The sequence below is a fragment of the Leptonema illini DSM 21528 genome, assembly GCF_000243335.1.
Classification (GTDB): domain Bacteria; phylum Spirochaetota; class Leptospiria; order Leptospirales; family Leptonemataceae; genus Leptonema; species Leptonema illini.
Genome location: NZ_JH597773.1, coordinates 4,047,217 through 4,061,711, shown reverse-complemented (window position 1 = coordinate 4,061,711; position 14,495 = coordinate 4,047,217). Strand labels below are relative to the sequence as shown.

At 55.5% G+C, this 14,495-nt stretch carries 14 protein-coding genes and 1 tRNA gene; 3 read left to right on the top strand and 12 right to left on the bottom strand.

Annotated features, from left to right (window positions below; all coding sequences use genetic code 11):
- Nucleotides 1-24: 24 nt before the first annotated feature.
- The gene (locus LEPIL_RS19180) at nt 25-666 is read right to left on the bottom strand and encodes a uracil-DNA glycosylase (protein WP_143464717.1); all 642 of its coding nucleotides are present in this window, start codon (nt 664-666) and stop codon (nt 25-27) included.
- A gap of 119 nt (nt 667-785) precedes the next feature.
- Complete coding sequence (locus LEPIL_RS19175) at nt 786-2,228, bottom strand: PhoH family protein (protein ID WP_002775132.1); 1,443 nt, start codon at nt 2,226-2,228, stop codon at nt 786-788.
- A 119-nt stretch (nt 2,229-2,347) separates the two neighbouring features.
- Here LEPIL_RS19175 and LEPIL_RS19170 point away from each other — a divergent pair, with 119 nt between their 5' ends.
- Complete coding sequence (locus LEPIL_RS19170; RefSeq protein WP_002775131.1) at nt 2,348-2,674, top strand: DUF971 domain-containing protein; 327 nt, start codon at nt 2,348-2,350, stop codon at nt 2,672-2,674.
- A gap of 59 nt (nt 2,675-2,733) precedes the next feature.
- On the top strand, nt 2,734-3,810 hold the full coding sequence (locus LEPIL_RS22625; protein WP_002775130.1) for a M23 family metallopeptidase: 1,077 nt from the start codon (nt 2,734-2,736) through the stop codon (nt 3,808-3,810).
- A 103-nt stretch (nt 3,811-3,913) separates the two neighbouring features.
- Here the strand turns inward: LEPIL_RS22625 and LEPIL_RS19160 are convergent.
- From LEPIL_RS19160 to LEPIL_RS19150, 3 genes are all read right to left on the bottom strand, one after another.
- A tRNA-Arg gene (locus LEPIL_RS19160) sits at nt 3,914-3,987 on the bottom strand.
- 48 nt (nt 3,988-4,035) lie between these two features.
- The gene (locus LEPIL_RS19155) at nt 4,036-5,829 is read right to left on the bottom strand and encodes a hypothetical protein (RefSeq protein WP_002775129.1); all 1,794 of its coding nucleotides are present in this window, start codon (nt 5,827-5,829) and stop codon (nt 4,036-4,038) included.
- Nucleotides 5,830-5,876: 47 nt separating this feature from the next.
- Nucleotides 5,877-7,157, bottom strand: a complete 1,281-nt coding sequence (locus LEPIL_RS19150) for an exo-beta-N-acetylmuramidase NamZ family protein (RefSeq protein ID WP_157135118.1) — start codon at nt 7,155-7,157, stop codon at nt 5,877-5,879.
- Nucleotides 7,158-7,337: 180 nt separating this feature from the next.
- On the opposite strand from LEPIL_RS19150, the gene LEPIL_RS19145 reads away from it, so the two are divergent.
- Nucleotides 7,338-7,763: a PaaI family thioesterase gene (locus tag LEPIL_RS19145; RefSeq protein ID WP_002775127.1), complete on the top strand. Its 426-nt coding sequence runs from the start codon at nt 7,338-7,340 to the stop codon at nt 7,761-7,763.
- 76 nt (nt 7,764-7,839) lie between these two features.
- Here the strand turns inward: LEPIL_RS19145 and LEPIL_RS19140 are convergent, their stop codons facing one another.
- Genes LEPIL_RS19140 through LEPIL_RS19110 form a run of 7 tightly spaced genes read right to left on the bottom strand, consistent with a single transcriptional unit; the run spans nt 7,840 to nt 14,493 of the window.
- Nucleotides 7,840-8,196, bottom strand: a complete 357-nt coding sequence (locus tag LEPIL_RS19140; protein WP_002775126.1) for a hypothetical protein — start codon at nt 8,194-8,196, stop codon at nt 7,840-7,842.
- Nucleotides 8,183-8,374 carry a hypothetical protein gene (locus LEPIL_RS19135; RefSeq protein WP_002775125.1) on the bottom strand — a complete coding sequence of 64 codons (192 nt, stop codon included), beginning with the start codon at nt 8,372-8,374 and terminating at the stop codon, nt 8,183-8,185. Before LEPIL_RS19135 ends, LEPIL_RS19140 begins: the two co-directional genes overlap by 14 nt.
- A 13-nt stretch (nt 8,375-8,387) precedes the next feature.
- On the bottom strand, nt 8,388-9,776 hold the full coding sequence (locus LEPIL_RS23710; protein ID WP_143464713.1) for a DUF2064 domain-containing protein: 1,389 nt from the start codon (nt 9,774-9,776) through the stop codon (nt 8,388-8,390).
- A complete protein-coding gene (locus tag LEPIL_RS19125) occupies nt 9,745-10,632 on the bottom strand; it encodes a hypothetical protein (RefSeq protein WP_002775121.1) in 888 nt (295 codons plus the stop codon). The genes LEPIL_RS23710 and LEPIL_RS19125 overlap by 32 nt, the downstream gene beginning before the upstream one ends.
- A gap of 12 nt (nt 10,633-10,644) precedes the next feature.
- Nucleotides 10,645-11,949 carry a HEAT repeat domain-containing protein gene (locus LEPIL_RS19120; protein ID WP_002775119.1) on the bottom strand — a complete coding sequence of 435 codons (1,305 nt, stop codon included), beginning with the start codon at nt 11,947-11,949 and terminating at the stop codon, nt 10,645-10,647.
- A complete protein-coding gene (locus tag LEPIL_RS19115; protein WP_002775117.1) occupies nt 11,946-14,024 on the bottom strand; it encodes a tetratricopeptide repeat protein in 2,079 nt (692 codons plus the stop codon). The genes LEPIL_RS19120 and LEPIL_RS19115 overlap by 4 nt, the downstream gene beginning before the upstream one ends.
- Entirely contained in the window at nt 13,999-14,493 is a 495-nt protein-coding gene (locus LEPIL_RS19110; RefSeq protein ID WP_002775116.1) for a transcription antitermination factor NusB, read from the bottom strand. Before LEPIL_RS19110 ends, LEPIL_RS19115 begins: the two co-directional genes overlap by 26 nt.
- Nucleotides 14,494-14,495: the final 2 nt, after the last annotated feature.

The window sequence follows — 14,495 nt, the reverse complement described above, 5'->3', positions numbered from 1 at the left end:
GCAAAAAGAAGACGCCCTGTAAAGTCAATTCAGAGGCAGGCCGAGCTTCGCCATCACCTTCTTGATGTCGGCCCAGACGTCTTTTTTCAGCGGAGACGAATCACCGCCGTTTCGCAGCACATAGCTCGGATGATAGGTCGGGAATACCGGTATGCCTTCAAACGACGCCTCTGTGCCGCGCAGCTTCGTGATTCCCTCCGTGGTTTTCAGAAGAAACCGCGTCGACGGATTGCCCAGCGTGACGATGGCGTCGGGCTTGATGATCTCGATCTGTCGCAGAAGAAAAGGTGAACAGGCCGCCGTCTCGTCGGCCTCAGGCGGGCGGTCTCGCGTACCCAGACCGTCGACGGTGGGCCGGCACTTAACGACGTTCGCGATATAGACGTCTTCGCGCCGCAGATGCATACCGTTCTCGATGATACGGGTGAGCAGCTCACCGGCCCGGCCGACAAAGGGACGTCCGGTCTCGTCCTCAGTCTTGCCAGGTCCCTCCCCGATAAACATCAGTCTGGCCTTCGGATTGCCCTCGCCGAAGACGACTGTCTTTCGCGTTTCACAGAGCCGGCAGCGGCGGCATTCTGACGCGACGTCTTTCAATTCGTCAAGAGTCACAATATCGGCAAAGGGATTGGGCGAGGCCCCTGACGACACAGACGCTTCGCTCATGCCCGATTCGCCTGCAGCCGGCCCCGGTTGCGGCGCGCTGGATATGGCCGCCCCGGGCAGAACCGGCTTCTTCTTCGAATATTCGAAAAGATCCTGTGACATTAACAAGCGCTCCGGCGTCAATTCTCCATCAACTGCGAGGCCAGCTCGGCCAGTTCGGACCGTTCGCCCTTCTCAAGCGTAATATGCGCGAAGATGGGCTGCCCTTTCATACGATTAAACGTGAAGGTTAGCCCGTTCGTATAGAGGTTCAGATACGGATGGTCGATCTGATAGAAGTCGCCGGTAAAGATAACCTTTGTGCCTTCGCCCGCCCGCGTGATGATCGTCTTCGCCTCATGCGGCGAGAGATTCTGCGCCTCGTCGATGATCACATATTGATGCGGAATCGAGCGCCCTCGAATATAGGTCAGCGGCTCGACGTCGAGCAATCCTGCCTGATGCAGATACTGGATCGTACTCTCGCTTTTCTTCGCCGCAAGCTCCTTCTCTTTATTCTCGTCTTCTTTCTCTTTGTCCTTGTCACCGTCGCGCTTCTTACCGTGTCGTCGTTCTTCTTTCGGTTTCGTCGGGCCTTCAAGTAGAAACTCAAGGTTGTCATAGATGGGCTGCATCCAGGGACGCAGCTTCTCTTCCAGCTCGCCGGGTAAGAATCCCAGATCACGGCCCATCGGCACGACGGGACGGGCCACAAGCAGTTTACGATAGAGTTGTTCGGATAACACCATGTCCAGCCCGGCGGCGATGGCAAGCAGCGTCTTTCCCGTACCGGCCTTACCGGCGATCGTGACGAGCTTGATATCGGGATCAAGCAGGGCGTCCATGGCAAAGCGCTGCTCGCGGTTACGCGGGTGAATGGCCATACCCTGCCGCTCCATCAGCGGACGCAGAAATCCGTCGGCGCCGCAGCGAGCAAGGGCGCTGCGAGAAGGCGACTTGAGGGTCACATATTCGTTGATGATGAGCGGTGGCTGGTTTTCGGCGATGAGAGATCCATCGAGATAGGGAATCTGTTCACCGCCATAAAACCGATCGACGATTTCATCGGAAGTATCGATACTGCGCTCTCCTTGATACAGATGCTCGCCCTGCACGCCGTTTTCATGGTAGTCCCACGCCGTGATACCGAGCACGTCGGCCTTGATGCGCAGATCGGCGTCTTTGGTAAGGATAGCCGTCGGCCTTCCGCTACGACTGCGGATCTGTAAAGCGGCCGACAGGATATAGTTATCCTTGATCGCATGATCGAGACCCTCGGGCAGATCCTCGTAGTTTTCGAGGATATAGACCTGAACGGTGGAGCCGTTCTCAAGCGGAACCCCTTCGGTAATCTTGCCCTGCATGCGCAGCTGATCGATGTTGCGGATCGTTTCGCGCGCAGCCTTGCCGATACTCGACATCTCTCGTTTGAACGAGTCGAGCTCCTCTATGACGATCAGAGGAATGATCAGCTTGCGATTGGCAAATTTAAGAGGGGCGTTTGGATCGATCAGGAAGACGTTTGTGTCGATGAGGATGTACTCTTCGGTAATACGTTCGTTGAGAGAGGCTTCTTCAGTCATGCGCTTTCGAGGATAGCAGATCGGTACTTTCCGTCAATCCCTTCGCAGCGATTTCGTCAAAAAGCGCTCGTACTGCGTTTTCGGATGGACGGCTTGCCGGAGGCTTGAGTCTTTACAGTATGCTCGAAACGATTCCTGATCAGATTTCCTTCGATGAGAAAAATCTGCACATCCGCTGGAAGGACGGGAAAGAATGCTCCTACGACCTTCTGCGCATGCGCAAGATGTGCCCCTGCGCTCAGTGCCGCGGAGGTCATGAAACGACGGCGAAACGCGTTACGGGAAGTATTCAGGAGATCCAGCTGCGTTCGTTTCGCAAGGTAGGCCGCTACGCCCTTTCTCTTCTCTGGTCTGACGGGCATGATCTTGGCATCTATACGTATGATAGCATGCGCCAGTCCTGCGATCAGGGAATCCCTTATACGCCGGCCGGCGAAGAAGGCTGAAAACTCCGCTCATCTGACGCAGATAGTTGACAGCAGCCCGGCCGGGTTCAGAAAACAGAATGCCACGGCTGCATCTACGATGCCCCGCCTCCGATGATAGAAACGTGGTTTCGCGTCTTCAAGTCTCGCTTTTACTTCTGTTTGTGTTCGTCTCTCCTTTGCTTGCGCGAAGCGAACGCCGCATCTACGTCGTTTCGTCGGCGACGCGCATCCATCTGCCCCGCGACTTTAAATGGCAACAACCGGAACGCCGTTACGCCGAGGCCGAAGGCGCTCGTCTTGATCTCTATTCGCGAGGCTTCAAGGTCGGCGATGCCGTCTACGCAGAGATCCGCCTTCCCGAAAAGGCAAGGGCATCCTATCTGCGGCTCGACGGAGTGACGCTGCCTCTGACGAAAACGTCGTTCGGCTACCGCACGCTCTTTGCCATTCCCTCGAACTTCATGGCACAGCATATGGAACTTCAATGGACGGTTCCTGAGCTGCAAATCACCAAATATCTGGCATTGCGCCCGACATCGGTCACATGGCCCGTTACAAAAAACTACCGTCGCGTGCATGGCGGCCCGGGCAGGAAGCTTACGCCCGATGAGGAGCGTCGTCGTCAGGAAAGACAGGCGGAATTTGAACGCAAGATCGCCGCAGAACGACGCATCAAGGCGGCGGCCTTCTCTTCTCGATCTGCGGATCGCATCGGACTTTCGATTTCGCATCCGCGCGACATGCACTACATTACCTCGTCGATCTTCGTGCGCCGCATGCAGATTTCGTATGCGATTGAGAAGAAGAAGCGCAAGGAGCTTGGCCGGCGCACCATCATCCATAACGGGGTCGACCTGCGCGGCAAGGTCGGAGCTCCGATCTTCGCCATGCTCGACGGGCGTGTCGTGCTTGCGCAGCGCATGCATTACGAGGGGAACTACACCGTGCTCGACCACGGCAACGGCGTTTTTACCGGCTACATGCATCAGTCAAAGATTCACGTGCGTGCCGGTCAGGACGTGCGTGCCGGCGACTTCATCGGCGAGGTCGGGTCTACGGGATTCTCAACGGGGCCTCATCTGCACGCCACGCTTACGATTCGCGGAGTGGTTGCCGATCCGCTTTCGTTGCTTGTTCTACCGATCAGGAATTAGAGCCGGTTTGAGGACGTGCTCCTAACGAAAGCACTGCCGACGTCGGTCCGGTGAAAGCGAAAGTGGTGATGGGAAGATACCAGAGGAAGAGAGGAGAAGAAAATGCGCCCAGAAGGATTCGAACCTCCGACCCTTTGATTCGTAGTCAAATACTCTATCCAGCTGAGCTATGGGCGCTTTTCTGTGGATAGAGAACTGAAGGCCGCTCCTCTGTCAATCGAGAAATCATCTCGCCCCCTCCCCTCTGCTTGCTCGGTAGGGGATGCCGATGACGCGGGCAAACTCACGCAGCCGGGCCGGTTCATGGCGGATCGGGCTGTCATCGCCATACCACCAGATTTCCATGCCGGCACATCGGTCACGTGATGCAGGCTCACCGTAGAGGCCGGCAATCATCTCACGATCAAGGCCATCGATCACGACAAAACGGTACACGATCTGCTCGTCATCAAACCAGCTCAGATTAGAAATCCAGAAATACAGCTTCGTCGGCTCATCCAGCTCAACCGGCAGAAGGCGAACCTGCTCTGCGAATACCGAGAGCTTCTTCGCATGCCAGTAATCCGAGATGCCATAAAGCGGCCCTCTGACTCCGTGCATAATCGCCACATCACGCAGACATTGGGCTTCTCTTGCGGCAGCCGATCGCTGCCCTCGCGAAAGCAGACCTGAAACGGGAAATAAACCGGGGCGCACGGCTGGCATGGCAAACGGAACCAGAGAGAAACAGAGTAAGATCAGGCCATCCGACTGAAAGCGCTGGAGAAGACGGGCGGCAGGGCGACCATCTTGCTCTCTCTGTCTGCGCCGTGCCAGAGAACGCCGTAACCGGGAAGATAGGCTCAAAACCAAAAGGGCCGGCACAAAGGGAAACACGGTAACAAAAAGAAAGTGCAGGTATCGACCTGTAATGGGCGGCACATCATCAAGATGAGCGCTGAGCCCTACGTGAAAGACCAGTGCGGCCAGCAAACCTGCGCCGGCTCCCAGAAGCAGAGCCGCCTCAGCCCTAAAACTCTGTCTGTCAGTATCCAGGGTTTCAAAACTCAGATTGGTTGCGCCTGGAGCTTGATCTCTTCGTTTGAAGAATCGATGGTTAACCCAGAGCAGGAAGGCAGAAATCAGGAAGAGCAATAGCGCAATAACAAATTCGTGATCGCTCGCTATCCTCAGGATTCGGTCTGGCGAAACTGTCAGCAAGGCCTCAAGGGCCGGCCTGCCTTCGACAGAAGGAAAGAAAACAACAGTATAGCGGATGCGCGGAATAAGGCGTTCGGCTAACAACCATACCAGAAAAAGCAGAAACACATCAACGGCATGCCGCAATTTATCCCCGAGAAAGAAGACCCCGTAACCGGCAAGAAGAAAGGCCGGTATAAAGAGCAGCGGCAGGAGCTGCGCATCTGATATCAATGTCGGCAAAACGAATAAGACCGCCAGATATCGCACGGCATTCGCTCGAAGAAGTGCAAGAAAGGACGCATCGACCGGCTTGGCTTTGCGCAGCCACAGCGCCCAGAAGAAAAGCACGACCGGAAGCAACCCCGAATGATGCGTCAGTACATGAGCTGCAAGAAAGGGAGCCGAGAAAAAAGGCAGCTGCAAAAATAAAATACTGATCGTCGTCCAGATCAAGAAGCCGCCCCTGTAAGAGACGGGTCGCATCTCTTTAAGAAGAAGCACAAAACCCGCTCCATTCAGCAGATAAAAGACGGCTGCCGTCAGACGGAGCGCCATGTCGATGCGAGTGGCCGTGCTTGCATCGAGCAGGCGCAATAAGGCATCAACACCGCCATAGACCACAAGGTCTGGAAAGAAATAAGGCGCCGGCGTGAGTGCCCATCCCGAGATATCGACGCCCTGCCACAGATCGTCGAAAAATGCCGGTGCATACAGGATGTCAGAGTTATGCAAGAGCGCATCGGGCAGAGCAGAGGCGACGAACAGCGCGCTGAAAAGCGTTCCCGCCGCTATGAGGACTGTGAGAAGACGATCGAAGATCCGGTTGTCGGAGTTCATGCTACAGGGCTCCTGAGCCGGGCTCGTTTCTTACGCATTGCACAGCATTACAGCCCGTAGATGCGCGCACTTGCCGTCAGTTTTTCAAAGGCGACAGAATCATCCTGCCAGAGAGCGCGAAATTCATCGTAAGTCAGATCAGCCTCAATCGCCTCTCGATAAGAGGCCGATCCCCAGAGCCGGTCCATAAAAAAGGAACGTCCGCCCACGATCCGAAAATAGGTCGGATGAAGTCGCCGGATAATGCGCATATATTCGTATCCTGTGCGTAAAGGATCAAACTCTTTCGAATAAGGATGAAACTGTATGCCGCGCACATGCTGGCCTGCATAGAGCGAAGCGGACGGCGTGAAGGTGACGCTGCCGAACCGCACGCCTTTCAGATTGAGCTTGCGCAGCTCTTCGAGCACGAGCTTTTCTTTCATCCAGGGAGCGCCAGAATAGACAAACGGCCGCGTCGTGCCCCGACCGAGCGATACGTTCGTGCCCTCAAAAAATACGAGCCCCGGATACACAAGGGCCGATTCCAGATCGGGAATATTAGGCGATGGATTGATCCAGCTGCCGGCAAGCACCCAGTCCATCTCGGCGGGTACGAATCCATGTACGCGTATAACGCGCAATCGTAATGAAGGGAAGCGATGCTGCGCCATAAAGATCGCATATTCGCCAGGCGTCATCGAATAGAGAAAGGGAACGGGAGCCGTTCCGACGAAGCTCAGGTAATCCTCTTCGACGATGCCGCCTGCCGTCGGCCAGATACCGTAGGGATGAGGTCGGTCCAGAATGAGCACCTCAAGGCCCGCCTGTTCGGCGTCTTCGAGAATGTAGGTCAGCGTCGTCGCATATGTATAACATCGCACGGGCAGATTCTGCAAATCGACGACAAGCGTATCAAGCCCCGCAAGATTCGCCGGGCCGGGACGCTTGATCTGCGAATACAGGCTGAGCACGCGAATGCCCGTATCGGCATCGACGCGAAAGATGCCTGTATGAATCGTATCGTCGGCGCCGTACAGGCCGTGCTCCGGTTCGAGAATGAGTTCGGGACGATGGCCCGAAGATACAAGCAGATCAAGAATGGAGTTCAACTCACGATCACGTCCTGTCGCATTCGTCAGCAGCGCAAAACGTCGTCCTTCGAGTATACGAAAGCCTGTGGCCGCCGCAAGATCAAGTCCGCCAAGCACGGGCCTTCGCGGCCCGAATATGGTCGGCGAAGCTTCTTCAGCGGCCTCCAGAACCGACGATCGCGCCGCCAGCACGCAGATACGACCTTCTTCTTCGTTTCGCTCCACCTTGAAATCCCGCGCTTCGAGGCGGCTCATGCATTCACCGGGTGGACGCATGCGCAACTGCTCAGGACTTGTCGAACAATGGATCAGCGTGTAAAGAATTGCAAGCAAACAGATTCTGAACGCCCTGCTGAAAAAGGCAGAGGCGTCGGACGGGAAAATGGCCATTCGTATTCCACTTCTCCGGCTCGAATAACGCTTGACAACTAATTAATGTCCGGCAAACATGCACGCGTGTCTGCACGCAGCGAGACCTTGAGCTTCGGCTCGGGCACCGAAAACGCAAACGGTCTTCAACTCAAGCTGAGCTTTGACGAAGATACAAAAACAGTCTACGGCGAGTTCAAAGCAGACGATCGCTTTGTCGGCGAGCCCGGTGAGATCCACCCCGGCATCCTCGCTACGCTTCTTGATGAAACGATGATCAAGATCAATCAGGCGATGAACTTCGATACGCTTACCGGTGAGCTTACGATTCGCTACCTCATGCCCGCCCGCGCCGGTGAAAGCCTTTATCTTCGCGGATGGTTCGTCAAAAAGAACCGTCGCGTCGTCGAGAACCGTGCCGAAATCGAGAACGAGATCGGCAAGATCGTCGCACGGGGCAAAGGCAAATACATGGAGCGCGAAGAAGAATAAAAGAACAGGCGAATAGAGGAGCAGATGAAGGAGTAGCGGGTTCGCACACAGTGCGAGAGTCTGCTCGCAAAGCTGCTCAACTCATGCCTGGCCTGTAATCCTCGGGCAACCGCTTCCTGTTGCGAATCCTCCACTCCGTTTCTGCGACTTCCAGCTCGTCCTGTGTAATCGCCTTTGCTGCGAAATCCCGCTGCATCAACTGAAGCCGTCCTTGCAGCTCGTCTTTATTCAATAAGCGCAGCTCTTTGCGCAGAGCGTTCAGACGACGCCTGTGCAGCTCGCCTTCAAGAAGATCGACCACCTCGGGATAATCGGGAATCGTACGCCGGAACTGTTCCATCTGTTCTGCAATAAACCGCTCGCTCCACTGACGGGCTCGCGACGCCATCAGCTTCAGGTATTCCGGCGTAATGTAGTATTCACGAAGATTCACGGTTTGCGTTGCGGACCGTCACGGACGGGCCCGAAGGAGTCTCATCATAAACGTCGATATCGATGTGCTCTTCAAAAGGGCGATCGGTCGGCTTCTCGCCTTTCAAGCTCTCAGCTTTGTTCGCAGCCTTCTTTTCAGCTTTCTTCTCAGAGGATCGATCATCCTGTTCCGCGGCCATGCCCCATACTGGATCATCGGCGATGCGATGTAAAGCCTTTTCGCTGGCGCTGCCATTCTCTGAAGACCGTGCGCAGGATGATCGTTCCCGCAAGCACCGTGCCGCGCACCGTTCCGCTCACCTTGCTTTTTCCGCCGAGACGACGAAGAGACGGTACGGGAATCTCCATCGTCACCAGTCCTTGCTGCACAGCGCGGATCTGCATCTGAATCGTCCAGCCGAAGTTGCGATCGTCCATTTGGAGCGATTGAAGGGCTTTTAGTCGGATGGCTCGAAACGGGCCGAGATCGGCAAACGAATGTCTCCATAGCAGGCGGATCAGCCAGACGGTTAGGATGTTGCCGGCCCTCTGATGAAGAAGCAATCCACCCTGTCGGGCGCCGAGAACGAAATCCGCCCTGCCCGCCAGAATCGGCCTCAGAAGATCACCGAGATGGGTTCGGTCGTCAGAGCCGTCCGCATCCATAAAAAGCAGTATGGCATCGGGCGCTTTTCGCGACGCATACTCGATGCCCGTCAGCATCGCCGCCCCGTATCCTCGCTCCTTACAATAAAGAAGAGTCGCTCCGTTTGTCTCAATAATCGCGGACGAGTCGTCCGTACTGCCGTTATCGACGCAGATCACCTCGTCGATCCAGATGGATTCAAGAAGCGAAGGCAGAATGAAAGGAAGGCTTTCGGCTTCGTTCAGAACGGGAAGAATCGCCACCACACGCGGAAGATGTTCCAGAAAAGACAGGTCCGCATTCGGCAGAGGTCGCCTCTTTGCTCCCCTTCGATATGCAAGCAGATCTTCAAGAACGTCAATGTCGTCCATCGCCTCAGACATCACAATTGCCTTAAAGCCGGCATCGACGAGACGTCGCATCTGTGTTTCGAGTACCAGAGACGTAGACCAGACAATGTCATGAAACAGGCGATGCAGATCTGCCAGCACTCTTCTGTTAAGGCAGATGGCCGAGTACCCGCCGTCCAGAGAAGGCAGAAGGACGGCATCGCTCTCTTTACAGAGTTCAGCCATCTGTCGTGCCGTCTCCGCCGTAAAATCCGGCACATCGGAACCCGCAAGAACAACGGACGAAGCGTCATCGATCGAAAAGAGGTGAGCGAAGGCATTCTGCATGCGCTCGCCAAGATCATGGCCCTGCTGCTCAGAGATCGACAGATTCGGATAACGCTCCTCGAAATACGGTATGCTCTCAGAATCGGCGAAAAGATACAGCTCTATGCCGGCATCGGCCTCAAGCCGCCATATTACAGAATCGAGAAGAGAGGCATAGAGATCGACGGCGCCCGCAAAATCCGCCGCCAGCCGGGTCTTCACCCGACCGGGAATGGGCGCCTTGCAGAAAAGGATCACCGAAACGGCGTCAGTATCTCGACTTTTTATCGAAGATGTCAAAGAAGTAATCTTCCTCTTCAAACTCAAGACCGCGGTTGGGGAAGGCCTGATCGTAAAAAAGCGCGGCCAGGATCTCAAAGCGCTCGTCTTCAGGAAGGCCTTTTTCCTCCCAGCGCACGTTGCGCCGTTTGATCAGATAAGCGATCGTATCGTCAGAGGCGGCGAATTCCATATCAAGGCTGTTCATGCGACGGATCAGCCAGTTTATATTGTACGAGATATAATCACCGAGAACTTCGAGAGAGGCCACCGTCGGCTCGAATTTCATCATCGTCTCTGTCAGATAAAAGGCCTTCCTGTAAGACTCCTGATTGAAACGCCCATCCTTCACGGCTCTCGATATGTTCTCAAGCATCGTAAATGTCTCATGATACGCTTCGAGAATCATCGTCGTATAACGCGAATGCTCGCCGACGACTTCGATGATATCGAAAAACTTCTCTCTTTCCATGTAAGAGCTAAGAACTGGATAACGCTCTGACGGCTCCGGATCTATGAGCGGAATAAAAAGATACCTCGTCTCGACGACAAATCGCGAATCTTTAGGCACATAGTACTCGATGCGCACGGGCTCGATATAATAGTGGATGCGATCGAGATCAGGAATACCCGGATCGACGGAAAGCGACTTCAGCTTTTTAACGTCGTCCGTGACGACCTTCTTTCCCTCATGGCGGACTCCGGCCTTCTGGATTCGCTTGAGATCGCCTCTTGTGGCCAGTTCACGGCGCTGATGCAGCACCTCGTCAGACGAGATATGCTCCTTTGAAAAAGGATCGCGCTTCTTGCGGCGCGGTTGATCCGGCTCCTCAAACGGGCCGGGCAGCTCTATGTCGACAATGCCCTCGTCTGCCACGGATCACCTCTATTACGCGTCGTTCTCGACAGCGCTGCGAAGAACGGGATCTTTGATGTGACGGGCCCGTTCTTTCAGCTGACGCACCGCCTCTCTGTTGCCGCTTTTTACAAGGGCTCTGAATAAGAGGAAGCGCACCTCTGTATCAAGATCGTTATTTTCGACGGCCGAGGCAAGTCGTTGTCCCTGACTTAAGTCGGCAAGAAGAGCAAGCGATTGCGCCGCCTCACGCCGCACAGAAGCATCGGTATCGGTCGTCGCTACCTGAAAAAGGGCATCGTTCTGCGTCCGATCCTTGATACGACCGATGGCGCGCACAGCAAGGGAGCGCAGAGTGGGATCGACATCCGATCGTGCAATGCGGCTCAAGCCTGAAAGGGGGTCTCCCATATTGAGCCGGGTCAGGGCATCGATAACGACGCCCTTCAATCTCACATCGTCTTCCTGAGTGAGACGCAGTGAAAGCTCTCGCGCGAAGAGTGCAGAGCGCAGATGCACGGCAGTATTATAGGCCGCTTCTCGTACAAGAGCAGAAGAATCCTGCATCGCCCGCGTCACCGTATATTGCTGTCCGCCCATCATACGTTCGCCGATCAGCTGTACGATCGTGCGTCTCACTTCGGCGTTGTTCTCGCGCGAAAAGCGCCCCGTGATCAGATAGCTGAGATCGCCTTCGCCTCTTGATTCCGAGACGGCTCGCAGCGCATAGATGCGCACCGATTTATTGCGATGTTCGAGCAGATCGCGAATAAACGGCAAAAACCTTGAATCGCCGAGAACGCGGGCCCCCTGCAATCCGTAGATAAGCAGCACCGGATCATCGGACTTCATGTAGCGAATCAATACGGGAACGACGTTATCGTTCTCCATCGCCACAAGCGACCGAATGGCCTCCAGCCGCACCGCATAGATCGGATGCTCCATCATGCGCGTTACCGCAAAGACCATGCGGTGCTCTTTGAACTGCACCGAAAGCTTCATGCAACGCACGAGCAGATCATCGGGAACGGAGGGCGTCATGTACCGGTCAAGAATATCGTACCAGCCGGGAATGTGCGTATCAAGCGATGGGCCGAGCACTTCCATGACGCGAAGAATCATACGATGGTCTTCATAGTCGTCGGATTCAAGCAGATAGCGTACGGCGCGGCGCAGTAAGAAATATTGCTTCGACTGATAGGCGAACCAGAAGGCCTGCCGGCGTTCCAGGCCGCCCTTCTCCATCATATAGATCAGGCGTGCCGGATCATCGCCGGCGGCATCCAGCGTCGGCGCGGCAAGCGCCAGAAGCGCAACAACGAGAATCAGGCGTCTCATCGCCCCTCAGATCGCAGCGCCGATACGGCTAACCGCTTTTTCTTGAGTATCTCGGAATTCCCCGGATCGTATTCCGAAGCCGTTTCAAGCGCTTCAACGGCTCTTCGATATTCGCCGTTTTTGTAATAAGCGTCGCCAAGAAGCAGATAGGTCTTCGCCTCAAGGCCCGACGGCAGCCTTGAATGCGCGACGGCCATCAGGATCTCGATGGCCTTCTCGCGATCGACTCCCGATTCGTTGCGGAGCAGGATCTCGGCGCGAAGAAGTTGCGTCTCTGCATCGCTCTGGTCGAGCCGGGCGGCCTTGTAGGCCCAGGAGCCGGCCTCATCGAGCGAAGCCCGATCGGCGTCTTTCAAATAGAGAGAGGCCATATCTTTCGCCGCATCCCGTCTCTGCGCCGGACTTGAAGAAGCGCCTTCATACACGCGACGATAGTACTCCGACGCTTTGCCGGCGTCTTTCAGATCACGGTAGAGGGCGCCAAGACGCAGATGGAGCTCGGCGTCGTCTTCGACAACGGGGGCTTCACGATTGCGGCCCTCTACCTGTCTGTATTCATTGATGGCGAGATCATAAGCGCCTTTTGCCCTGTACGAATCGCCCAGCGCCAGCCGGATCGTCCTTTCATCGGCCCGTTCGAGTTTGACCCCGTTCTGTAGAGCCTTCCTCCACACGGCGACGGCGTCATCGAAACGATTGCCCATGCGATAGGTTAACCCGAGCTCATAGAGGACCTGGCCTTCGTTCGGCGAAAGCGTAACAGCCCGACCGAGCACATCGGCCGAATCCTGATATCGCTCCATCTCACGATAGACGCGTCCCAGACGGATCAACGCCTCTTTTGTATTCGTATCGCCCGGAGTGATATTGACGATCTTTCTGTAGTTCTCGGCGGCCCGAAGCAGATCTTTCTGTCTGTGATAAAGATCTCCGAGCTGGAACAATCCTTCGACACTCTGCGGATTGATAAGAAGGGCCCGTTCCAACGCCTTTGCCGCAAGCGTCGGCTCGTTCAGTCGTTCATAGGCAAGCGCAAGATTCTGGAAAACGTCGGCGTCGCTTCCGCCCGCCTTCAGAGCGTTATCAAAGGCCTCAAGGGCGCCTTGATTGTCGCGCATACGCAGCAAGACGACGCCGAGATTGTAATGATAGCGAGCCTCATCGGGAGCAAGGCCGATAGCACGGCGATAATACTGCACGGCCTGTTCGGGACGGTTCTTCAAGAAGGCGATCTGACCGAGATAGGCAAGCGCACGCACGGCAAGCGGGTCCGATGGGAACATCTCAACCAGGCGGTTAAACTCCAGCTCGGCCTCGTCGAGCTTGTTCTGTCGTATTAAAGCAAGGCCGAGGTTATAACGCATGATCGTATCGTCGGGCGAGCGCGACATGCCCTCACGATAGATCTCTTCGGCCTTCTCGGGATCGCTCGACTCAAGAAGCAGATTTGCAAGAATCATGGCAACGGCCGGATCATTCGGAGCCAGCTCTTTTGCCTGCTCGGCGTATCGTTGCGCCTCTTCGCGGTTGCCGAGCTTGCGTTCGACGATGGCCAGGTTGATCAACGCTCCGACAGAGGATTCGTCGAGCTTGAGGGCTGAAAGAAAATGATGCTTTGCCTGTCCCGGTCGATCCTCTTCAAGGGCCATCACGCCGAGAAAGATATGGGCGATAGAACGCTCTTTATCACTCGTCGATTCATCGAGAATCTTCTGAAAGGTGCGTCGCGCATCGTCGCGAGCCAGCTGTAGATACTGCTGCCGTCCCTTTTTCAGAGCATCGGTCAGGTCGCTTTCAGGAATATAGTAGCGATCCCGAGCGCCATCAAGGGAGATGCGCCCTTCAGGCGAGCCTTCTGGAGCAGAGCGCCACAAGTAGAAGGCGCCGGCGCCGATCACCAGCAGAAGGATCAGAATGACGCCAGAGATTATGAGCGTGCGGAAGCTGCGCACGGAGCGAGCCGTGCCATCCAGATATACGGGGTCGCCGTATTCGATTGTTTCGTTCTCTTTTTCAGGTGCCGGTCGGATCGTCTCAGGACCATCCGGCTCAAACATCAGTCGATTTTTCGCCATCTTCGCCTTCCCGGATCGCTCGGTGATCCTGGTAGATATGGTCCAGGGTACCGTGAACGAAGCCGACCGAGGGGTCCCCGTCATAACGACGGGTCAGGGTACAGTAATCATCGATAAGGATGCGGATGTCAAACGCTCCTTTGAGGATTTCGAACGTACCCATTCTCAGTATAGATCGGACGATTGTGGAAATCTGTGAAGCATCCTTATGAATGTAGGCGTCAATTACGCCGTCGATTTTTCCTTCAAGCTCGGCCACGCCTTCGATGAGCTGCAGGGTGAGCGCATGCTCCTCGTCTGTAAGCGGATTGTTCAGCCAGCGAAACTCCATCACCTCGGGCATCGGATGATGCACGACCTCCAGCTGGTATAGTGCCTGAAGGGCGACCTCCCGGGCATGGGAGTTCGGATGGCGATTCAAAGGCTTGCGCGGCTGAGAAGGCTTCTTCTTGATGCGGATCTTTTTCATGA